The following is a 23,357-nucleotide window of genomic DNA, read 5'->3' on the forward strand; positions in this document are numbered from 1 at the left end:
GATTCACTATGAAAGGATTTGAAATGAGAGAATCCTTGTATTCGAGGTTATTATTCAAGTTAAAAAACGAGGCAATATTATTATGCATTAATCTTGTGTCTAAGAACGTAAAAGATCATTAATAGATGTTTTTTCTCGTGTTTTTTGATCAACGCGTTTTACAATAACAGCACAATAAAGGTTTGGGCCTGCTTCACCATTTGGTAAAGGTTTTCCGGGGAGAGAACCTGGTACAACCACTGAATAGGCTGGTACTTCACCAATAAAAATTTCACCTGTTGTACGATCAATAATCTTTGTTGATTTTCCAATAAAGACTCCCATTCCCAAAACAGCACCTTCACGGATAATACAGCCTTCAACAATTTCAGAGCGAGCACCGATAAAGCAATGATCTTCAATGATTGTTGGATTTGCTTGCAGTGGTTCTAAAACACCTCCAATACCAACACCGCCAGAAAGATGGACATGTTTACCAATTTGTGCACAAGAACCAACGGTGGTCCATGTATCAACCATTGTGCCCTCATCGATAAAAGCACCAAGATTGACAAAGGATGGCATCAATATAACATTGGGTGCAATGTAAGCAGAATGACGTACAATGGCTCCAGGAACGGAACGGAAATCAGCACTTTTAAAATCTGCCTCTTGCCAACCAGAGAATTTTGAAGGAACTTTATCCCACCAATGTGTCCCATTGATTCCACCAGTAATAATTTGCATAGGATTAAGCCGAAAAGAGAGTAAAACCGCTTTTTTCAACCATTGATGAACATGCCATTGTCCATTTTTTTGTCGTTCTGCAACACGGATTTCACCTTTATCAAGAAGGTTCAATGCATGTTCAACACTCTCACGTATTTCGCCTTTTGTGGTAGTATCGATAGAATCGCGATCGTCAAAAGCTTGTTCGATAATAATTTCAAGTTGTGTGATATGGGTCATGACGAGAGTTCCGTTAAACAAGTTGAAAGCTTCAAGATTTATTCTCTATGAACTACGCGAAGAAATGTGTTCAGTCAATAAAACGATGAGGAAGTAGGACAGGTGCATGAAAAAAAGCTGTAAAGAAAAAAGAAAAAGGGAGCAAGAAAACTGGACGCCACTTCTCCATACGAAGGATGCTCTACAACAGATCCATAAAGTCTCTAATTCAGCACAGGTGCGTTCGTCTACTTATCGTTTAGCCTATATCGATCAAGATTTTATGATGCGTCCAGAGCTGCGTTCACAACGTATTAGTCTTGAATTTTTAAAGCCGGAAATAACCCTTAAAGAATATGATATTCAATCAACAGTTGTTTTATTTGGTGGTGCGCGTATTCCTGAACCTGGGCAAGCAGCGTGGGCTGCAAAGAATGAAATACAAAAGAAAAATTTGCATGCTATGTCACATTATTACGATGAAGCAAGAGAGTTTGCACGTTTGTGCTCACTTTATTCTGCTACGACACAATATCGTGAATTTGTGGTTGTTACAGGGGGCGGACCAGGAATCATGGAGGCGGGAAATCGTGGTGCTTGTGATGTTGGTGCCCCAACGATTGGCTTGAATATTATTTTACCACATGAGCAGGAGCCTAATTCGTATGTGTCACCGCATTTGTGTTTTAATTTCCACTATTTGGGGATGCGCAAAATGCATTTTTTAGTACGAGCGAAAGCCCTAGCCATTTTCCCTGGCGGATTTGGAACTCTGGATGAACTGTTTGAGACGTTAACTTTAGTACAGACGGGGCGTATGAAACAGGTACCAATTTTATTGTTTGGCAAAGAATTTTGGAGCAATACTGTCAATTTTGAGTATCTGTCTGCACAAGGTACAATTTCTCCTACTGATATTAATTTTGTGAAATTTGTTAATACAGCAGCAGAAGCTTTTGAAGAAATTCGTTCTTTTTATAAACTGCCTTAACGACTTTTGAGATGCTCACTCTTGAAGGATAATTAATACTCTACTTTGGTTAAATAAAGTCCTGAGGGGGGGGCAACAACACCACAACGTTTACGATCTTTAGCATGAAGAGCTGTTTCGAGATCTTGAGCTGTCCAACGTCCAATACCCACTTCCATGAGGCTTCCTGCGAATGAACGGATTTGATGATGAAGAAAAGAACGAGCTTGTGCATAAAGGAAAATTTCTTCACCTTCTCTTTGAATATCGAGACGTTCAAGGGTGCGAATAGGGCTTTTGGCTTGGCAATGTGCTGAACGGAAAGTTGTAAAATCATGTTGTCCTACAAGCTTTTGCGCAGCTTCATGCATGGCTTCAGCATGAAGAGGTTTTGGTATCCACCACACGCGTTTGGCATTTAAAGCTGGTGGAGAGCGACGATTAAGTATTTTAAAAAGATAATGGCGTTTTACAGCGGAAAATCGTGCATCAAAGTCATCAGGGACATTTTCTACATTTAAGATTGAAATCGCCTCTCCCTGTTTACGTAAAAGAGCATTGAGCGCGTCACGCACAGTATGGGAGAGCCAGTTTTTTTCAAAATCAACATGCGCAACTTGTCCCGTAGCATGTACGCCCGCATCGGTTCTTCCTGCTGTTGTTATGGTCAATTGTTGTCCACTAAAGCAAAAAATTGCTTGTTCAAGAGCTCCTTGTATCGTGTGAAGTTTTGCTTGACGCTGCCAACCAGCATAATTTGAACCATCATATTCAAGAGTGAGTTTAAAACGTGGCATCTTAAAAAACAGCAGAAATATGAGCACCTCGCAAAAAGGTTGCGCACTCAAGAATTTTACCGCCAGATCTTTGGAGAGAGGTTATTTCTATCCGTCCTTGCCCACAATGGATAATCAAAGAATCTGGTTCTATCCGTCCAATTTCAAGAGAAGGACCTGTTGTTAAACGACTATCAAGAATTTTTACACGTTCTTCTCGTCCACCGATATTCATATTGCACCAGCAACTAGGAGAGGGAGAGAGCGCGCGAATATGCCTATGAATAAACTCTGCAGGTTTTGTCCAATCAATGCGGGTCTCTTCTTTTCTAATTTTGGCGGCATAGGTGATGCCTTCTTCTGATTGTGGGGTCAGTTTAAGTTGTCCTTTTTCAAGAGTGGATAAAGTCTCTACCATAAGTTCTGCGCCAATATGTGAAAGTCTGTTTGAAAGCTCAGCAGTGGTGGTGTTATCAGTAATGGGGATGGAGCGAGAAAGAGCGATAGGCCCCGTATCAAGTCCTTCATCCATTTTCATGATCATGATACCTGTTTCTTTATCACCAGCCATAATTGCTCGTTGAATAGGCGCAGCACCACGCCAACGTGGTAAGAGTGAAGCGTGGGCATTAAAACAACCAAAACGTGGCGTTTCGAGAATAGCTTTGGGTAAAAGGAGTCCATAAGCCACCACAATAGCAGCATCAACAGAAAGTGCTGCAAATTGCTCCTGTTGTTCGATTGTTTTGAGTGTTTGAGGCGTGAAGACAGGAATGGATTTTTCTTTTGCTACGGTGTGAACAGCGGAGGGGATTAATTTAAGCCCTCGACGTCCTGCTGGGCGAGGGGGTTGACTATAAACAGCAACAACATCATGACCTGCATCCAATAAAGCATGTAAAATAGGAACAGAAAAATCTGGTGTTCCCATAAAACTTAATCGTAAAGCCATTACAAAACTGCTTCCTGCATGTTTTTTTCTTTTGCGCGTTTTTTAAATTTTCGTATCACCATATCGCGTTTGATCTTTGAAATGTAATCAATAAAAAGGCGCCCATCTAAATGATCAATTTCATGCTGTAAGCAAGTTGCTAAGAGATCGTCTGCTTCAATTTCTGTTTGTTTTCCTTCACGGTTCTGATAGCGAACACGAAGGCGTTTAGGACGTTCAACTTCTGCAAAATAATCAGGAATAGAAAGACAACCTTCTTTGTAAATATTACGCTCATCTGAAAGCCATAAAATTTCAGGGTTGATAATAACAAGTGGTTTTTCCTGCTCATCTTCAGAATTTCCAGAGACATCTATAACCAACATACGTAGCGGTATACCAATTTGAATAGCAGCAAGACCAACGCCCTTAGAATTATACATGGTTTCCAACATGTCATCCGCAAGTTTTTGGAGAGCTGAATCGACCTGCTCAACAGGTTTGGACACTTCCCGTAAAATCGGATCAGGTAAAGTAACTAAAGATCTCATTGGCATAAGTAGAGATTAATCAATGGTTTGTTATTGGTCAATATTGAATAACGGATTCTTGCGTTTTTTTACAATAAGAGCGTTATATTACAATTTATGTTTGATTCGTTTTTTTCCATACTCGCTGGTGATTTTTTTTCTAAACTAATGCTTTTGCTTTTATTTATACTTGTCTGTTTGGCATTTTTTATGTTGATACATTCTCATCGAAAAAAAGCATTTTTGGAAAATGAAATTGCTGAACGCGCACGTGAGGCACAAATGCAGATGGCTACCTTGCTGAAAACACAAGCTGAAATGCAAGGACGAATGCAAACGATGGCGGAAATTTTTGGTCAACGGCAGGCTGAATTGAATAAATCACTCAGTGAGCAACTCAATGGGATGACAACAAGCTTAGGCCAAACACTTCAGGTACAGACCAAATCCACTTATGAAAATTTGAATCGTTTGCAAGAGCGTTTAGCAGTGATTGATGCAGCACAAAATAATATTCAATCGCTTACGGGACAAGTTGTTCAGTTGCAGTCCATTTTAAGCAATAAGCAGACGCGTGGTACTTTCGGTCAAGGGCGGATGGAAGCAATTATTGCCGATGCCTTACCAACAAACGCTTATGCTTTTCAGGCTGTTCTTTCCAATGGAAAGCGCCCAGATTGTCTCATTCATATGCCCAATAAAGCTCCTTCTCTTGTTGTTGATGCTAAATTTCCTCTGGAAGCTTGGAATGCTATGCGTAAGGCAGAATCAGCGCAAGAGCGTCAAGAGGCAGAACGCCAATTTCGTACCGATATGGAAGTTCATATTCGTGATATTGCACAAAAATATTTGATTCCTGGAGAAACCCATGACACTGCTTTCCTTTTTGTGCCATCTGAATCGATTTTCGCAACAATTTATGAGGATTTTGAGGCATTGGTACAAAAATCCAATAGAGCCCATGTGATTATTGTTTCACCATCTTTGTTGATGCTCTCTGTCCAAGTGGTACAAACCATTATGAAAGATGCGCGTATGCGTGAACAAGCGCATTTAATTCAATCAGAAGTAGCAAAATTGATGGAAGATTTTGGACGAATGGATACGCGTGTTCGCGCACTACAGAAGCACTTTCATAAAGCAGGTGAAGATATAGAGGGAATTTTGATATCGTCCTCCAAAATCATGAAACGGGCAAATCGCATTGAAACTGTCGAATTAAAAGAAAATTACTCTGAACCAACAAAAATGACAACATTGGCTCAGTCGCAAACATTGCGTTTTGCTGATGAGGAATAAAGCAAAGCAAGCTTCTTAAATATTACAAGTTAGATCATGTTCTTTATTGATTGGTAATCATTTTTTAGTATCTCTATCTTGTTTTATTTCTTAAACGAGAGGAATAGGAATATGCGACACCTTTTGTTTTTAGGGGCACTGGTGTTTTTGCTAGAGGGATGCGCAACAACCACTCCCATCCACACAAATAATGCTTGTGCTATTTTAGCACAAAAAAATGGTTTTTTTGACAATTGGGGTAAGGTGTCTCAAAGAGCGGAAATGCGCTATGGAATTCCTATGCCTATTATTCTTGCAACCATTAGGATGGAATCGAGCTTTCGTCACAATGCACGTCCTCCACGCAAAAAACTACTTGGTTTTATTCCATGGAAGCGTCGGTCGACAGCTTATGGTTATGCTCAAGCGCTTGATAGTACATGGGCAATGTATCTTCGCTCTACAGGAAAGTCTTTTGCATGGCGTACGAATTTCGCAGATGCTGCTGATTTTGTTGCTTGGTATCATCGCCAAAGTGTTCAACGCAATGGGGTGAGGTTTGATGATGCATATAGCCTTTATTTAAATTATCATATGGGGCATGGTGCTTATGCACGTAGTGGTGGGCATGTCAGTGCTGCGCTTTCACAGACAGCACAGCGCATGGCAAGGATATCGAGGCTCTATGAACAGCAATTAAAAAGATGTGGATGGCATTAGGGAAGATTTTTGAAAATCTCAATCAGGGAATTGATGGGATAAAATTATTCGAAAGCAAAATTCCGCATGATATGATAAAATAGTGTCGTTTTTCCGATCGTTCAATGAAATAAATTGTTATTTTTTAGAATAAACTCAAGCAACAGAAAGTTTTTGCAATACACAATATATTTGAAGATACTCTCGACATTTTTACCTCCTTTGTTAAAAAAATTTATAATAGAAACCATTTTCTATTTAGTGTTGGCATTTCGCATTGGGCTAAGTACTAGAGGTTATTGAAGAAAAATTTTAAAATATAATATCATTTTTTATTTTCATTATGCGTATTACTGGCTGATTATTATATGAATATTTTCTTTGTTAAGTGTATAAAATAGCAATTAAAACAAATGCAATTCGGGCATCATAAAAAGGGTAAAATATTCAATATAAGAAAACGAGAAATGCATTAAACGAAAAAACGTTGTTTTGTATAAAGAGGGCGCTACAGTCTTCAAAAAAACTAAGTGTATTTAGTATTGTATGAAATAAAACATAGTCGTCCATCCAGTTCATCTTAATTGAAAGAAGTTATCTTATTGTATTGTAAAAACACTCCCGTTTATAGGATGATAAGGTATATGCAACTTTACACACAATGAATATTCAGGGTAGGGAATATTCAGAGAAAGATTTGTAACGCCTATGAAGTAACAAGTCAGTCTCCAATGTTGTGATAGCTTTTGCATTTGAGAATATTTATGAGAAGCATTTTTATTCTTTTTCTTAAATGGTTTAAGCATATTGATTTATAAAGATAATATATCGTTATTCATATTAAAGTAAGAATCTCGAATGGCGTAGGGTTTTATCGTTTCAGATCTCTTGAGGTTGAATCAATAAAACCATTGGCTTGCACATAACAAGCACAATGGGTATGTGGATAAAAACTGTGAAAGAAAAGACTAAAAATGTTTTTTTATGAACATACATTCTCAAATGTGAGAATTATCCGTAACATTGGGAATTAGCACATATAATGATAGCACCACTTTGCTCTTACACCTCGACCTTGTTTATGACGTGCAAGGAAAAAAATTAATTGATTCAATATATTATTTAAGTATTAATATACCTTAGTATTGAGCAGGTATACGCTACTCAAGGTGGATAATTTTTAATTGGCAGAACATCTGATCAGGCTAAAAATACTCGAAAAAAGTTCTGATTCGCAATAATTGAGAAGTATATTTTAATATTTTATTCTCTACTCTTTGTTTAAGTACTTCATATCTTTTAAAAAGATACCGGTAACCAACATATTATGATATTTGTGGAAATATTGTGGTAAAGGAAATTCAAATTTTGTCCTTTAAGACAAGGCGCAGGTTAAACAGCTCATTTTCTATTTCTGTGCAAAGCATAAAAAATTATCTACTTTCACGGTTGCGACAGTAAATTTTATAATCCAACAAATGATTAAAAATGTATTATAATATCATTAAGATGCAAGGAACAGGCGCTATTGGAATGATAATTAAATAGCACATAAACCTTTTAAATTGATGCACACATCTTTTATTGTAATTGATTCCCTTGATAGAACAGTTGGTCTTTTTGGTGGAGCTAAGCGGGATCGAACCGCTGACCTCTTGCATGCCATGCAAGCGCTCTCCCAGCTGAGCTATAGCCCCTATAAAAACAAATTGTCCCAAAAAGACAGTATACAATTCCAGCTTTTCTAGAACGATCAAAATTGAAGATCAAGAAGAATTTACATTCAATAGATAAAGATGTCCTCTTTTACTTCTTTTAAGCATCGTCATCATTAGAAACACCGCCTCCGAGAATATCAGTAACGTCATCATCTTCATCGTCACCATCATGAGACAAAAATGTATCATCATCATCACCAAGATCTACATCACTATCTTCTAAATCAGGAAGATCGTCATCTTTAGAATCCACATCATCATCTTCAAGAAGCATAAAAGCAGATTTTTCAAGTGCTGTATCAAGCTCCTCAGTATCAACTTCTTCTTCATTATTTGCTTCAGCTGCTGCAACTTCAAAGTAAGAACGCGGATAAGAAATTCCTGTATAGGGCGACACAATAGGATCGCGATTTAGATCGTAAAATTTTTTTCCTGTTTCTGGATCAACACGTTTAGTTCCAAGTTCTTGTTTTGCCATAAACCGTGCCTCTTTGATTAACTATTATTCCATTAAAAGATAAATTTTATGGTGCTTAATCGAAAAATAATACCTTTGTCAAAGATAAATACACTGTTCCACAGTGATTTTTTCATGACGTCTTTTAAAGCATGTGCTAAAGGATGCACAATTTCATAAAAGTTAGATAGAATTAAATAGAATTTCCATGCAAAAAGCAATCCCTATAACCACCTATAAATCGAGTAGTCTCTCTGGAAAAATTCAAATACCAGGAGATAAATCAATCTCTCATCGCTCTCTTATATTGGGAGGATTAGCAAGTGGTGAGACATATATTCATGGATTACTTGAAAGCGCTGATGTACTCAACACAGCTGCTGCTATGCAAGCTATGGGTGCCTGTATTATTAAAAAAGATGACTTCTGGATCATACGAGGAACAGGGAATGGTTGCCTTTTAGCTGCACAAAAACCTTTAGACTTTGGAAACGCTGGAACAGGTGCTCGTTTGGTTATGGGAATGGTTGGTCCGTATCATATGAAAACAACCTTTATTGGTGATGCTTCTCTCTCTAAACGTCCAATGGGACGTATCCTTGATCCACTGCGTCTCATGGGGGTTGAAATTGAGGCAACGCGCGACGATCACCTTCCTTTAACGCTTTATGGTCCGAAAATGGCTAATCCGATTCGTTACCGTGTTCCAATAGCTTCCTCCCAAATTAAATCAGCAATCCTGCTTGCTGGACTCAATACCGCCGGCACTACAACTGTTATTGAACCAGTTCTGACACGAGATCATACGGAAAAAATGTTAAAAGCATTCGGTGCGCAACTTGAAATAGAAAAAGATAACGAAGGTGCGCGTTTGATTCATCTTAATGGTCAACCCCATCTTACTGGACAAACGATTCATATTCCGGGTGATCCTTCTTCTGCTGCTTTTCCAATTATCGCAGCCCTTCTTATAGAAGACTCTGATATCACCATTGAAAATGTTTTGATAAATAACTCTCGAATAGGACTTATCGAAACATTGTGGGAAATGGGTGCTCAAATTGAATTTTTGAACCGACGTCAAACAGGTGGAGAGGATGTTGCTGATCTACGGATAAAATCATCGGTCCTTAGAGGCGTTACGGTGCCCAAAGAACGTGCTCCATCGATGATAGATGAATATCCTGCTTTGGCAGTAGCAGCAGCCTTTGCAGAAGGCAAAACAGTGATGCTAGGAATTGAAGAATTGCGTGTAAAAGAATCGGATCGATTGTCTGCTGTTACTCAAGGATTAAAAATTAATTGCGTAGACTGTGAAGAAGGTCAAGATTTTCTTATTGTTTATGGAAAAGGTTCTGCCAAAGGTTTGGGGGGTGGGTATGTTGCCACACATCTTGATCATCGAATTGCTATGTGTTTTCTCATTTTTGGGCTTGTATCAGAAAAACCTGTTACCATTGATGATAAACGAATGATCGCTACGAGCTTTCCAGAATTTATTCCTTTTATAAAACAACTTGGGGGAAAAATCGCTTGAAGCCTTTTGTTATCGCCATTGATGGACCTGCTGCCTCAGGCAAAGGAACCTTAGCACGCAAAATTGCTGCACATTATCGCCTTCGTCATCTCGATACTGGTCTTACTTATCGTAGTGTTGCTCATACGCTTTTACAACAAAATTTAGCTCTTAATGATGAAAAAAATGCTATTATTTATGCTAAAGAACTTGATTTTAATACCTTAAATCCTTCTCTTCTTTCTTCTCATGAACTTGGTGAAGCGGCTTCAAAAATAGCAATTAACCCTGCTGTACGCAAAATTCTTGTCGAAAAACAACGCAACTTTGCTAAAGTTTTGCCCGGCTGTGTGCTTGATGGGCGTGATATCGGAACTATTGTTTGTCCTGATGCCGATATCAAGTTTTATATTCTAGCCAATGTTCAAACACGCGCCAAACGCCGCTACCAAGAGATTTTAAAAAAAGGTGTTCAAGCAAATTATCATGAAATCCTAGCTCAACTTGAACAGCGCGACAGTCGCGATATAACGCGCAAACAAAGTCCACTAAAACCAGCAAAAAACGCCCACTTGCTTGATACGTCAGAATTGAGTATAGAAGCAACATTTGAAATTGCATGCAGTTTTGTTGATCCAATCATAAAAATGCATATAATTGGATAAATTCGTTAAGGTAACTTCCAGCCTAGCGCTAACTTTTTTCCTTTATTCAAGGAAAAGGCTAGGGAGTTACTTATGTTAACACTAACCTAGCGCTCATACCTTATAATACAAGGTATATATTAGGAGTTCTTATGTCACAATACAATCCCACAACAGCGGATTTTGAAGCCCTTTTAACAGAATCTTTTCAAACTAATGATCTTAATGAAGGATCTGTTGTTAAAGGTCGTGTTATTGCAATCGAAAAAGACATGGCCATTATTGATGCTGGTCTTAAAGTCGAAGGACGTATTCCTCTCAAAGAATTTGGAGCTAAAGCAAAAGATGGTTCTTTGCAAGTTGGCGATGAAGTTGAGGTTTACATTGAACGCATTGAAAATGCGATGGGTGAAGCTGTTTTATCGCGTGAAAAAGCACGGCGCGAAGAAAGTTGGGTCCGTTTGGAGGAAAAATTCAATGCTGGTGCACGCGTTGATGGAGTGATCTTTAGCCAAGTAAAAGGTGGTTTTACAGTCGATCTTGATGGTGCCGTTGCTTTCTTGCCTCGCAGCCAAGTTGATATTCGTCCCATTCGTGATGTTTCACCCCTCATGCATAATTCACAGTCCTTTGAAATTTTGAAGATGGATCGTCGTCGTGGCAATATTGTGGTTTCACGTCGCACTGTTTTAGAAGAAAGTCGCGCTGAGCAACGTTCAGAAATCGTACAAAATCTTGAAGAAAACCAAATCGTTGAAGGTGTGGTGAAAAATATTACAGATTATGGTGCCTTTGTTGATCTTGGTGGGATTGATGGTCTCTTGCACGTTACAGATATGGCATGGCGGCGTGTTAATCACCCATCTGAAGTGCTCACAATTGGCCAAACGATTAAAGTACAGATTATTCGCATTAATCAAGATACGCACCGTATTTCTCTTGGAATGAAACAGCTTGAAAGTGATCCTTGGGAAAGCATCAGTGTTCGGTATCCGATTGGTAAAAAAATTACGGGTGCTGTTACCAACATTACTGATTACGGTGGTTTTGTTGAAATTGAACCAGGAATCGAAGGGCTGATCCATGTTTCTGAAATGAGCTGGACAAAGAAAAATGTTCATCCTGGAAAAATTCTGTCTACATCACAAGAAGTAGAAGTGGTTGTTCTTGAGATTGATCCTTCTAAACGGCGTATTTCTCTTGGCTTAAAACAAACATTTGAAAATCCATGGGAAGCTTTTGCCAATAAATTTCCTGTCAATTCGCAAATTGAAGGAGAGGTTAAAAATAAAACAGAATTTGGTCTGTTTATTGGGCTTGAAGGCGATGTTGACGGTATGGTTCATTTGTCTGATCTTGATTGGAACCGTCCTGGTGAACAAGTTATTGATACTTATAATAAAGGCGATATCGTTAAGGCTGTGGTCCTTGATGTTGACATTGAAAAAGAGCGCATTTCTCTTGGAATTAAGCAGCTTTCCAGCGATAAAGTTGGAGAAGCAGCTGCTTCTGGCGAATTGCGAAAAGGTGCAGTTGTAACATGCGAAGTGATTGCTGTTAACGACAATGACATTGGTGTGAAATTGATTGACCACAACCTTGAGACAACCATTCGGCGTGCTGATCTTGCGCGTGATCGTGATGAGCAACGTCCTGAGCGTTTCGCAATTGGGCAAAAGGTTGATGCTCGCATCACAGCATTTGATAAAAAAACACGTAAAATTTCAGTATCGATTAAAGCTTTAGAAATTGCAGAGGAAAAAGAAGCTGTTGCACAATATGGTTCTACAGATTCAGGTGCTTCTCTTGGTGATATTCTGGGTGCAGCTTTGAAAAAACAAGAACAAGATTAATCATCAATCATTAAAGTTGGTTTTATTATTAAGGTCACTCATTAGGAGTGACCTTTTTATTTTATAAAAAAATTGTCTGCTTATTTTTAAATTATTGAAACAAAAATTATAAATGCTTGCAAATAAAAACAAAAAGTTTGTTTTTTGTCTAACAACGGTTCACTATTCAGATAAAATGCTTAAAATTTAAATAAAAAACAATGTAATTGAATAACAATGGGACACTATGACGTGCATAATACCTTTCATAAAGTGCTTTTTTTCTCAAAAAGAGAAAAAAGATCATTTTATTAATACGGATTTTCCTCTTCGTGCAATTTATAAGGTACAGGAAGATCTTTATAACTTAGGGCATGATATAGCTTCTGGTAAAGAAATTTTACTCCCTGAATATGAAGGAGTAGGAGATTTTCGCAAGAGATTGAATGAAAATGCTAAACTTATTCTTCATGCCTTTCATACCAGTGATTTTGCTGCTCGAAATGATGAAACCATCGCACCATCTGCTCAATGGCTCATTGATAATCATTACACCATTGATAAAACCATACAAAAGCTACGTCGTAATCTACCCAAGTCCTTCATAAAGCAACTTCCTCTTTCTACACACAAAGCCGGAATACCACGAATTTTTGCTTTAACTTGGCTTTATATTGCGCATACCGATAGCAGCTTTTCACAAGAAACACTCACTGCTATGACCAACGGATTTCAAGAAGTTTGTGCGCTCACAATTGGTGAATTGTGGGCTCTTCCTTCAGTTATGCAAATGCTGCTCATTGAAAATGTCCGTCGTCTTTCAGTACGTATCGAAAAAGCGCGACATATGCGCCATCTTGCTAGTCAAGTAGCTGATAAAATTTCTCTTGTAGAAAATAAAACAAATCTACACTCTCTTTTTACGCAGTATAAACCATTTACTGTTGATCCAACTTTTTCAGCACATTTATTCTATCGCCTGCGCAGTGCATCTGTCGATTCAACCGTAGCATTAACTTGGCTTGAAAAGCAATTGAAAAGCCAAGGCAGTAGCTTAGAGATTGCAACAGCTGATGAACATACCCGACAAGCAGCAGATGGTGTGACCATGGGAAATATTATCTGTTCTCTTAAAGCTATAGATGATGTTGATTGGACAGCATGGTTTGAAACAGTGAGTTGTGTCGATTCTATTTTGCGTAAAAATAGTGATTTTTCTGAAATTGATGCTCACTCACGCAATATTTATCGACAAGTCATTGAAAAAGTTTCTCGCTTTTCGCCTCTTAGTGAACTGGAAGTTGCACATAAAGTTGTAGAAATGGCAAATTCCACTTCTAAAGATATGCCTCATCATTCTTGTGTGGGGTGGTACCTTGTTGATGATGGTCGTGGCATATTTGAAAAGGCTTGTGGGTATATTCCGCCCTTTCTCATAAAATGGACACGCGCTTCCTGTTGCTCAAAATTGAGAGTCATCGCCGTTCCTGTCTCTTTTCTGACGCTTGCTCTTTTGCTGGTAATTTACGCCCTTTTACAGCTATCTGGCATGACACAATGGATGTCTTTTTGCTTTACTGGATTGGCGCTTTTTCCTGCTATCGATGCTGCTTTTGCTTTATTTAACACTGTTGTTTCGTGGTTTGTCCCATCAAAACAACTCATTGGTTATGAATATAAAGAAGGTATTCCAAAACATGCACGGACAATGGTTGTTGTACCTACTTTGATGACATCACGCGCTGACATTGATGAACAAGTGCGCAATCTTGAAGTGCACTATCTTTCCAATCCTAAAGGTGCCATTCATTTTGCACTCATTACAGATTGGGTGGATGCTCCATTGAGAGAAACGCAAGATGATCTTGATTTATTGCACTATGCGCAAAAGAGTATTGATAAACTCAATAGTCGTTATCATCGTGATAAACTTCCGCTTTTTTTCCTTTTACATCGCCGACGCCTTTATAATACAAGCGAAAAATGTTGGATGGGATGGGAACGAAAGCGAGGAAAACTTCATGAACTTAATCGGCTCTTAAGAGGCGATAAAAATACAAGCTTTTATCCTCCCAATCCACATCTTCCTATGGATTGCCGTTTTGTTATGACGCTGGATTGTGATACACGTCTTACTCCAGAGAGCGTCGCGAAACTTGTTGGAAAGCTTAACCATCCACTCAATTATCCCGTTTTTGATCCACAAAGTGGAAAGGTTGTAAAGGGCTATAGCATTTTACAACCACGCATTATTCCTTCTCTTACAACAGGAAAAAAAACATCAATTCTCCAACGGGTTTTTTCTATAAACCGTGGCATTGATCCTTATGTTTTTGCTGTTTCTGATACTTATCAAGATCTTTTAGGAGAAGGCACCTTTATCGGTAAAGGTCTTTATAATATTGATGCATTTGAACAAGCGCTTGATGGCAAAATTAAAGAAAATACTATTCTTAGCCATGATCTCTTAGAGGGAGGTTATGCTCGTACTGCTCTGGTAAGTAGCATAGAAGTCATTGAAGACTATCCAACTGCTTATAATATTGATGTTATGCGTTATCATCGTTGGGTCCGCGGTGATTGGCAGCTTTTGCCTTATCTTTTTCCCCACCGTCAAATAAGTTCCGTGACGCGTTGGAAAATGCAGGATAATTTACGTCGTTCTCTCACTCCACTTATGTGGTTAATCGCAGCATTTGCAGGATGGGCTTTTTTGTCTTTAAAGAGTGCAATCGTCTGGCAACTATTCTTGTTGTTTAGCTCCTTCATTTCACCCATTCTATGTGTATTAAAAACGCTTGTCTCATCCAATATAGATCATTCTTTGCGTGGACATTTTCAATTAATTTGGAACAAAATTGCTCTTACAAGCGCTGATATATTTCTTAAAACGACGTTTCTTGCTTATTCGGCGTATTTTATGACCGATGCGATTATTCGTACACTCTATCGTATGACGATTTCAAAACAGCATCTTCTTGAATGGAAAACTTCTGCCGCAACAAAATCAATACCCAATAGTTTGCGTTTCTATGTTTTTACAATGGCACCAGCATCGCTTATTGGTATTCTTACTATAGCACTCCCTCTTTTTTCTGATAGTTTTGCAAGCTTGGTTGCTTTGCCTTTTGGGATAGCATGGTTTTTTTCACCCTTCATTGCTTGGATTGTGAGTCAACCTTCAACCTTTCAAGATAGCCTTTATCTTTCTTCAAAAGATGAAAAAAAACTCCGTTCTATTGCACGGCGGACATGGCTTTATTATGCAACCTTTGTCAATGCACAAAACAACCATTTGCCTCCCGATAATTTTCAAGAAGATCCTGAACCTCTTGTTGCTCAACGTACATCGCCTACGAATATTGGGGTTTATCTCCTTTCTATTATTGCTGCACGTGATTTTGGTTGGATTGGTTTTGAAGAGACCATTACCCGTATTGAATGTACATTACGCTCTCTTGCAAAAATGGAAAAGTTCCGCGGTCATCTCTATAATTGGTATGAAACGGATACACTCAGGCCTCTTTTGCCTACTTATGTATCAACCGTTGATTCAGGAAATCTTGCCGGTCATTTGGTAACACTCTCTTCTGCCTTAAGTGAATGGGCTGAAAAACCTCATGTTTTTTTTCAAAGTGATCGAGAAGGCTTATCGGATGTTCTTGCTATTCTTGAAGAAACTGTCAGAGAAATTCCAGATCATCAACCCAGTTTACGCTCTTTACGCCAAAAAATCGAAGAAAACATCACTCGTTTTCATGATTCTATCTTCACTTTTATAGAACAAGAAAATACGATTCCTTCTCACATCATAGATCTTTCACTTGCAGCCCATGATATTGTGCACTTAGTCGGTGAACTTGACCACAAAATTCAAACGATAGAATCTGCTCGTGCGCTTTCTTGGGCTAAATGCCTTATCGACACCTGTAACGCTCATCATAATGATGCGACTGCTCATTGTGATACTGAAAAATTACGTAAAAAACTAAACAGGCTGGCTATAATGGCAAGGCAAATAGCCTTTGATATGAAATTTGACTTTTTAGAACAGCCTAAACGGCATCTCTTATCCATAGGATATCGTGTTCAAGAAAACAAACTCGATGAAAATTGTTATGACCTACTTGCTTCAGAAGCACGTCTTGCAAGCTTTTTTGCCATCGCAAAAGGAGATATAAAACTTAAACATTGGTTTCGTCTTGGTCGACTTCTCGTACCCATAGGTGGGAAAGGTGCACTCCTATCATGGTCTGGATCAATGTTTGAATATCTTATGCCATCTCTCGTAATGCATGAACCTTTAGGATCTCTCCTAGATCAAACAAATCGATTGATTATTCGTTGTCAAATACAATATGCCCATAAACGGGAATTGCCATGGGGTATTTCAGAAGCCGCATTTAATGCTCGCGATCATTTAATGAATTACCAATACGCTCATTTTGGTGTTCCAAACCTCGGACTCCAACGTGGTCTTTCACGCAATGCTGTCATTGCTCCCTATGCCAGCCTTCTAGCGGCACAATATGCTCCTGCTTGCGCTGTCGCTAATTTAAAACGACTCCGTGATCTTGGAGCTTTAGGAACATATGGTTATTATGACTCTGTTGATTTTACTCTAACACGCGTGAAAACAGGGGAAAAATACGCCATTGTACGCAATTATTATGCGCACCATCATGGTATGTCTATCCTTGCTCTTAACAATGTTATTTTTCAAGGGCGAATGCGTGATCGTTTTCACCGTGATCCCGTTATTGAAGCAACACAATTGCTCTTACAGGAAAGAGCGCCTCATCTCATTCCTATTATTCATACCAAAGCTGTTAATCGTATGCGCAATAAGTCTCAAGCATTTGACGCAGCCCCTTTGCACATTATTACAAACCCGTTACTCAAACCACGAGCAACTTTACTTTTGTCTAATGGCTTTTATTCTACCATGTTAACAGCGAACGGTTCTGGTTACAGCCGTTGGCACGATTATGCGATTACGCGCTTTATTCCTGATGCAACAGAAGATCAACAAGGTACTTTATTCTTCTTACGTGATACGCATAGTGGACGGTGGTGGTCTGTTACTGGTGAGCCAACACGTGTTATTGAAGAAGAAGCTGTCAGCATTTTTACAGATGAAAAGGCTGAATATACAAAAATGGTTGATGGTATTAAATCAACACTTGAATGTCTTATTACATCTGAAGGATGTGGCGAAGGGAGACGTATTCAACTGATGAATACGACAAATAAAGACCGACTCATTGAAGTGACTTCTTATGGTGAATTAGCGCTTGCCACGATGGATACAGACCAAGTTCATCCTGTTTTTTCCCGTATGTTTATAGAGACAGAAATTACTGAAGAAGGTAAAACAATTTTTGCCAAAAGGCGCAAACGCTCGCCTAGTGATCCTGAAATCTATGTTACCCATTTTGTTTCTAGTACAACAGATATTCTCCAAGAGACAGAAGCTGAAACAGATCGCTCTCTGTTTATTGGTCGGGGGCGATCCATTCATCGACCCGCTGCATTTGACCAAAATGCTCGTTTCAGTAACAGTCAAGGTTGTGTTCTTGACCCTGTTATGTCATTGCGATGCCGTATAAAAATTTCAGCCCATGAAAAAGCAGAACTTATTTTTTGGACTTTTGCTGCTCATACAAAAGAAGCGCTAAATAATCATATTAAACATTATCGACAACCTGATATGTTTCAAAAAGAACTTTCAATGGCATGGACGCGCTCACAAGTCGCACTGTATCAGAGCGGAACCCAGCTTAAAGAAGCTATTGTCTATCAAAAATATGCAACACCGCTTATTTATCCAGAAAGAACGTGGCGTCTTCCTTCTGAAATATTAGCAAAAACGCTAGGAAAACAGTCTAATCTTTGGCCCATGTCTATCTCAGGAGACAATCCACTCTGTCTTCTTAGATTAAATAACGAGGGAAATATAACTGTACTGCGCGAGCTCCTTAAAGCACATGAATATTGGCGTATGCGTGGACTCATTGTTGATTTGGTCATTCTTAATGAACAAACATTTTCTTATATACAAAGTACACAACGCGCTCTTGAGTGGGTCTGTGAATCTTATTATCACCACACGCAAAAAGCAGATGAACGCCAACATATTTTCATGCTTCGACGCGATCAAATGAGTGAACAGAGTTTTAAAACGCTTCTTGCATCAGCGCGTATCGTTCTTGATGCCCAAAATGGCTCTTTATCTGAACAACTTAAACGACTTGATGAGAATGATTTTAATCTCACAATTCGTAAAAATTATCAAGAACCTTATGATCAATTAGACTTGCCAAGATATAACGAAGGACAGCAATTTACAACACAAACTGAACAAAATCTTTTTTCTTCCATTGGTCTTATTAGCCAACAAAAACCATCCTCTTTTCTCCCAAATGGAGAAGATCTAAGGTATTGGAATGGTTACGGTGGTTTTAATCAGCACAATCATTATGTAATACGTCTTCATGGACGTACCACTACACCGCATCCGTGGATTAATGTCATTGCTAATCACAGATTTGGTTTTCATGTCTCTGCTGAAGGTGCAATTTTTACTTGGGCTAACAATAGCCGCGATTATCAACTAACTCCTTGGGCGAATGATCCAACGTCTAACCGACCAGGAGAAGCTCTTTATCTGGTTGATCGCCAGTCTTTAAAACGTTTCTCACCCGTTTCTACTGTTGAATGTGACGAAAATATTGTCTATGAGGCGTGTCATGGGTTTGGATTCTCAACTTTTAAATCAACACATTCAGAAATCGCATTAGAACTGACTCATACACTTGATCCCGAAAAACCTATTCGCTTTTCACGTCTTATCCTTACGAATGAAGGGAAAAAACCACGCAGTTTACGCCTTTATAATTATGTTGAATGGGTTTTGGGAAATGTCCGTACAAAATATGCCCCCTTTATTGTTTCCTCTTATGAGACCAGATGGGGTGCACATTTTATTCAAAATCCCTATCACATCGAGAAATCTCAACAAGTTACATTTTTATCAGCATCCGAAATGCCAACCAGCACGACGACCAATCGCGCTGAATTTATTGGTGCAACGGGAACCGTAACACGTCCAAATGCGATCCGTAAAGCCGCTGCTCTTTCAAATACCATTGAAGCAGGATGTGATCCTTGTTCAGCATTCGCCTATGATATTGATCTTCAACCAGGGCAAACAAAAGAAATCATCTTCTATCTTGGCAGTGCTGAAAATAGGCAAGAAGCTGAAAAATTACTCAATCAAGTACGTGCAAGTGATTTTGAAATTCAGCTCACAAAACAAAAACAGCAATGGAGTGATTTTGTTTCTCCTTTCCAAGTCAAAACACCTGATGCTTCTTTTAATCTTATGGTCAACCATTGGCTTCCTTATCAAATCTACGCATGCCGCATCATGGCACGCGCAGGCTTTTACCAAGCGAGTGGTGCATTTGGTTTTCGTGACCAGTTACAAGATAGCTTGTCTTTGTTATTGCTGGAACCACAATTAGCACGTGAACAATTGTTAAATGCAGCAGCGCACCAATTTCTTGAAGGTGATGTGCAACATTGGTGGTTGCCTGACACAAATGCTGGTGTTCGTACATACATTTCTGATGATATCGTTTGGCTTGCATATGCAACAGCTCTTTATGTCACTACCACTGGTGATGACGCTTTTCTTGATACGCTCATTCCTTTTATTGAAGGTGATGTTCTCAAAAGTGGGCAACAGGATGCTTATTTTCAACCCACCCAATCCCCAAAGGTTGCAACAGTTTATGAACATTGTGTTTTAGCTTTAGACCTTGCCATTAAACGCTGCGGACCACATGGTCTCCCTCTTATTTTAGGTGGGGATTGGAATGATGGCATGAATTTGGTCGGTGTGGAAGGAAAAGGCGAAAGCATTTGGTTAGGATGGTTTCTTGGGTACACATTACAAGCATTTATCTCTTTAGCCAAAAAACGTGGTGACAATAGCCATATGCAAATATGGAGTACGTACCTTGAACATTTAACAAAATGCCTAGAGAAAAATGGTTGGGATGGTGCTTGGTATCGACGTGGTTATTTTGATGATGGAACACCTCTTGGCTCTAAAATCAATGATGAATGTCAAATTGATACCATTGCTCAATCTTGGGCTATCATTTCTCAAATGGCATCGCCTGAACGTCAAAAACAAGCAATGACATCAATGTTGGAACATCTCTATGATAAAAAAGGCGGACTCATTCGCCTTTTTTGGCCGCCTTTTGATAAAAGTACGCTCGAGCCTGGTTATATAAAAGGTTATCCTCCAGGAATTCGAGAAAATGGTGGTCAATATACGCATGGTGCCATTTGGAGTATTTTTGCGTTGGCTGAAATGGAACAAAACGATAAAGCTTATGCTTTATTTTCTATGATAAACCCAATTACCCATGGACAAGATCCTGAAATTTATCGTGTTGAACCTTATGTAATGGTCGCAGATATTTATGCTGTTGAACCACGATGTGGTCAAGGCGGTTGGACTTGGTATACAGGTTCAGCCGGTTGGTTTTATCGCGCCGCAACACAAGCTATTCTTGGAATACAGCGTCAGGGAGACCTATTGTTTTTGCAGCCACATTTACCCTCTATTTGGCCAAAATATGAAGCAACAATGAAGTTTTATGATGCCGTTTATTGCATTAAAGTAAAATGGGGACCTAAAAATATGCTCTATATTAATAGCAAAGAATATACCGAAGTTCATATAGGGATAAAGTTACAAAAAACAGGTCAGCATGAAATTATACGTATTGTCAAATCTTAAAGATTAAAGATGAAAAAAGAGAGCAGACTTTTTATTCTTGTCCAAAACTGTAGAGTTGTTATATTGCACCGCCTATATTAGCCGTGTTGGTGCATAATATTTTAGATTTTATGAAAATGAAAGAAAAAGGTTATGAATCATCCGGATATTGCTAGACGTGTTTACAATCACACTTGGAAACTTGATCCCATTATTCGGTCACTTCTTGATACGGATTTTTATAAGCTTCTAATGGTGCAGATGATTTGGGGGTTATATCCTAATGTTAATGTTACTTTTTCCCTCATAAATCGCTCTAAAACAATACGTCTTGCCGACGATATTGATGAGAGTGAATTGCGTGCCCAACTTGATCATGCTCTTAGTTTGCGCTTTACAAAAAAAGAAATGATTTGGCTTGCTGGTAATACATTTTATGGACGCAAACAAATTTTTGAACCGGATTTTCTTCAGTGGCTTGAGAATTTTCAACTTCCAGAATATGAACTCACCCGCAAAGATGGCCAATATATCCTTCATTTTCATGGACCCTGGGCCCATAGTTCCATGTGGGAAATTCCTGCTCTTGCTATTATTAGTGAATTACGTTCACGTGCTGCTCTCAAAAAACTAGATCGTTTTGCTCTTGATGTACTTTATGCGCGTGCTAAAGCAAAAATGTGGAGTAAAGTTGAACGTCTCAAAAAATTGCCTGATATTAAAATATCTGACTTTGGGACAAGGCGTCGCCATTCTTTTTTATGGCAGCGCTGGTGTGTGGAAGCATTAAAAGAAGGCATTGGTCATTCTTTTACTGGAACTTCTAATGTTCTTCTTGCCATGGATACGGATTTAGAAGCTCTTGGAACCAATGCACACGAATTGCCTATGGTTATTGCGGCTCTCAGCAACAATGATGATGAATTACGCAGAGCTCCGTATCAAGTCTTGCAAGATTGGAATCGTTATTATGGTGGAAATCTTCTCATTGTATTACCTGATACCTTTGGTACAGAAGAATTTTTACGCAATGCACCAGATTGGGTCGCTGATTGGACGGGTTTCAGACCCGATAGTGCGCCTCCTATTGAAGGTGGTGAACGTATTATTCAATGGTGGAAAGAAAAAGGAAAAGATCCACGCAAAAAACTTTTAATTTTTTCTGATGCTCTTGATGTCAATACAATTGAAAAAACCTATCATCATTTCCATGGTAAAGTGCGCATGAGTTTTGGATGGGGCACGGATCTTACCAATGATTTTACAGGCTGTGCACCTCAGGAAATCGAAACTCTTGATGCTCTTTCCCTTGTTTGTAAGGTGACCTATGCCAATGGTCGACCAGCCGTAAAACTTTCAGATAATCCTGAAAAAACGATCGGTGATTCAAAAGAAGTACAACGTTATCTCAATTTTTTTGGTAATAAAAAACGAATTGCTAGACCTATAAAGACATAGTTTCCGGTTCTTTAAAACAAGTATATTGATCCATCATATTGTTTATAAGATTGATTTTTGTCCTACCCTAAGGACGAGGATTCTTAACCTTTGCTGGTCTGTAAACAGTTCGGCTGTTTTTGAGCAGATTCTACTTGGCCTACCACGCATACGCTTCACTTACATAAGGCGCGATAGATAAGACTTAAAAATATTTACGACGCATTAAAAAAATACTTAACGGGCCAAGGAAGTTTAGCCAAGGAGATTTTCTCATTTTAACCCTGTTAAATCAAGCACACTCATCTCCTTGCATGTATGAAGGTTTTCAAGTTCTAAGGGTTATTGTTGTAGTTTGACAGTAGGTTTTATACTAAGTGGGAAGAGGTTGGATTAAGTAGGAATACGTGGTAATTTGTTGTTTTTATGTACAATTTTGACCATTCAATGCGCGTTTTATCAAAATAGATTTTGACACCTAAAATTGCAAAAATTACCGAAAATCAGAAAAAAGTGCGTTTCCATAAGTAAAAATGAGAAAAGGCTTTCAAAACCCTTTGAGAACATCTTTAAACTCTTTGAAAAAATAAATTGGTACAAAATCTAGTGTCAAAATATACAAAACCAGATGACAAGCTATAATTGTAGCATTAGGAATTACTAAGGCAACATTGGAGGATGACAAATAGCATGGTGACTATTGGTGTGCATTTTGAAAGGCAAGGATGATGGTGCTCAAATAGATTTTATACACGTTACAATGAGATTTTACTTTATCCATGTATGGTCTGCTATTATGAAATGAGTAAAGTGTTGGGAGATGTTTCATTAAAATAAATGTGTAA

At 38.6% G+C, this 23,357-nt stretch carries 13 protein-coding genes and 1 tRNA gene; 8 read left to right on the forward strand and 6 right to left on the reverse strand.

The features are described 5' to 3' along the window. Positions 1 to 99: 99 nt before the first annotated feature. The gene (gene dapD / locus ACFINR_RS02100) at positions 100 to 948 is read right to left on the reverse strand and encodes a 2,3,4,5-tetrahydropyridine-2,6-dicarboxylate N-succinyltransferase (protein WP_375611393.1); all 849 of its coding nucleotides are present in this window, start codon (positions 946 to 948) and stop codon (positions 100 to 102) included. A gap of 106 nt (positions 949 to 1,054) precedes the next feature. On the opposite strand from dapD, the gene ACFINR_RS02105 reads away from it, so the two are divergent. Then, a complete protein-coding gene (locus tag ACFINR_RS02105) occupies positions 1,055 to 1,918 on the forward strand; it encodes an LOG family protein (protein WP_375611394.1) in 864 nt (287 codons plus the stop codon). Positions 1,919 to 1,950: 32 nt separating this feature from the next. Here the strand turns inward: ACFINR_RS02105 and truA are convergent, their stop codons facing one another. The 3 genes from truA to def are packed head-to-tail and all read right to left on the reverse strand — an operon-like array spanning position 1,951 to position 4,161. Then, complete coding sequence (gene truA, locus ACFINR_RS02110; protein ID WP_375612809.1) at positions 1,951 to 2,694, reverse strand: tRNA pseudouridine(38-40) synthase TruA; 744 nt, start codon at positions 2,692 to 2,694, stop codon at positions 1,951 to 1,953. Position 2,695: 1 nt separating this feature from the next. Continuing rightward, entirely contained in the window at positions 2,696 to 3,625 is a 930-nt protein-coding gene (gene fmt, locus ACFINR_RS02115) for a methionyl-tRNA formyltransferase (protein ID WP_375620855.1), read from the reverse strand. Next, complete coding sequence (gene def, locus ACFINR_RS02120; protein ID WP_375612811.1) at positions 3,625 to 4,161, reverse strand: peptide deformylase; 537 nt, start codon at positions 4,159 to 4,161, stop codon at positions 3,625 to 3,627. The genes fmt and def overlap by 1 nt, the downstream gene beginning before the upstream one ends. Positions 4,162 to 4,251: 90 nt before the next feature. On the opposite strand from def, the gene ACFINR_RS02125 reads away from it, so the two are divergent. Further along, entirely contained in the window at positions 4,252 to 5,433 is a 1,182-nt protein-coding gene (locus ACFINR_RS02125; RefSeq protein WP_375612812.1) for a DNA recombination protein RmuC, read from the forward strand. A gap of 111 nt (positions 5,434 to 5,544) precedes the next feature. Then, the gene (locus tag ACFINR_RS02130; RefSeq protein WP_375652397.1) at positions 5,545 to 6,132 is read left to right on the forward strand and encodes a hypothetical protein; all 588 of its coding nucleotides are present in this window, start codon (positions 5,545 to 5,547) and stop codon (positions 6,130 to 6,132) included. Positions 6,133 to 7,732: 1,600 nt separating this feature from the next. On the opposite strand, the gene ACFINR_RS02135 is transcribed toward ACFINR_RS02130, so the two are convergent. Further along, positions 7,733 to 7,808 (reverse strand) — tRNA-Ala (locus tag ACFINR_RS02135). 118 nt (positions 7,809 to 7,926) lie between these two features. After that, a complete protein-coding gene (locus ACFINR_RS02140) occupies positions 7,927 to 8,307 on the reverse strand; it encodes a TIGR02300 family protein (RefSeq protein WP_375611400.1) in 381 nt (126 codons plus the stop codon). Positions 8,308 to 8,494: 187 nt separating this feature from the next. Here ACFINR_RS02140 and aroA point away from each other — a divergent pair, with 187 nt between their 5' ends. From aroA to pncB, 5 genes are all read left to right on the forward strand, one after another. Then, positions 8,495 to 9,823 carry a 3-phosphoshikimate 1-carboxyvinyltransferase gene (gene aroA, locus ACFINR_RS02145; RefSeq protein ID WP_375652398.1) on the forward strand — a complete coding sequence of 443 codons (1,329 nt, stop codon included), beginning with the start codon at positions 8,495 to 8,497 and terminating at the stop codon, positions 9,821 to 9,823. Next, on the forward strand, positions 9,820 to 10,467 hold the full coding sequence (gene cmk, locus ACFINR_RS02150; protein ID WP_375611402.1) for a (d)CMP kinase: 648 nt from the start codon (positions 9,820 to 9,822) through the stop codon (positions 10,465 to 10,467). The genes aroA and cmk overlap by 4 nt, the downstream gene beginning before the upstream one ends. Before the next feature lie 131 nt (positions 10,468 to 10,598). Continuing rightward, positions 10,599 to 12,299 (forward strand): 30S ribosomal protein S1, encoded by a 1,701-nt coding sequence (rpsA, locus tag ACFINR_RS02155; protein WP_026500132.1) that lies wholly within the window; start codon positions 10,599 to 10,601, stop codon positions 12,297 to 12,299. A gap of 226 nt (positions 12,300 to 12,525) precedes the next feature. Next, the gene (locus tag ACFINR_RS02160; RefSeq protein WP_375652399.1) at positions 12,526 to 21,096 is read left to right on the forward strand and encodes a GH36-type glycosyl hydrolase domain-containing protein; all 8,571 of its coding nucleotides are present in this window, start codon (positions 12,526 to 12,528) and stop codon (positions 21,094 to 21,096) included. Positions 21,097 to 21,228: 132 nt separating this feature from the next. Next, positions 21,229 to 22,533, forward strand: a complete 1,305-nt coding sequence (gene pncB / locus ACFINR_RS02165) for a nicotinate phosphoribosyltransferase (protein ID WP_375611404.1) — start codon at positions 21,229 to 21,231, stop codon at positions 22,531 to 22,533. Positions 22,534 to 23,357: the final 824 nt, after the last annotated feature.

It is taken from the genome of Bartonella sp. AP19HLJMH (assembly GCF_042196245.1).
In the GTDB taxonomy this organism is placed as follows: domain Bacteria; phylum Pseudomonadota; class Alphaproteobacteria; order Rhizobiales; family Rhizobiaceae; genus Bartonella.

Excerpts from the sequence above, each read along its gene's own strand:
- rpsA (WP_026500132.1), top strand. The coding sequence starts at position 10,599 with ATGTCACAATACAATCCCACAACAGCGGATTTTGAAGCCCTTTTAACA.
- ACFINR_RS02130 (WP_375652397.1), top strand. The coding sequence starts at position 5,545 with ATGCGACACCTTTTGTTTTTAGGGGCACTGGTGTTTTTGCTAGAGGGA.
- fmt (WP_375620855.1), bottom strand. The coding sequence starts at position 3,625 with ATGGCTTTACGATTAAGTTTTATGGGAACACCAGATTTTTCTGTTCCT.
- pncB (WP_375611404.1), top strand. The coding sequence starts at position 21,229 with ATGAATCATCCGGATATTGCTAGACGTGTTTACAATCACACTTGGAAA.
- dapD (WP_375611393.1), bottom strand. The coding sequence starts at position 948 with ATGACCCATATCACACAACTTGAAATTATTATCGAACAAGCTTTTGAC.
- ACFINR_RS02140 (WP_375611400.1), bottom strand. The coding sequence starts at position 8,307 with ATGGCAAAACAAGAACTTGGAACTAAACGTGTTGATCCAGAAACAGGA.
- ACFINR_RS02105 (WP_375611394.1), top strand. The coding sequence starts at position 1,055 with ATGAAAAAAAGCTGTAAAGAAAAAAGAAAAAGGGAGCAAGAAAACTGG.
- aroA (WP_375652398.1), top strand. The coding sequence starts at position 8,495 with ATGCAAAAAGCAATCCCTATAACCACCTATAAATCGAGTAGTCTCTCT.
- truA (WP_375612809.1), bottom strand. The coding sequence starts at position 2,694 with ATGCCACGTTTTAAACTCACTCTTGAATATGATGGTTCAAATTATGCT.
- ACFINR_RS02125 (WP_375612812.1), top strand. The coding sequence starts at position 4,252 with ATGTTTGATTCGTTTTTTTCCATACTCGCTGGTGATTTTTTTTCTAAA.
- def (WP_375612811.1), bottom strand. The coding sequence starts at position 4,161 with ATGCCAATGAGATCTTTAGTTACTTTACCTGATCCGATTTTACGGGAA.
- ACFINR_RS02160 (WP_375652399.1), top strand. The coding sequence starts at position 12,526 with ATGACGTGCATAATACCTTTCATAAAGTGCTTTTTTTCTCAAAAAGAG.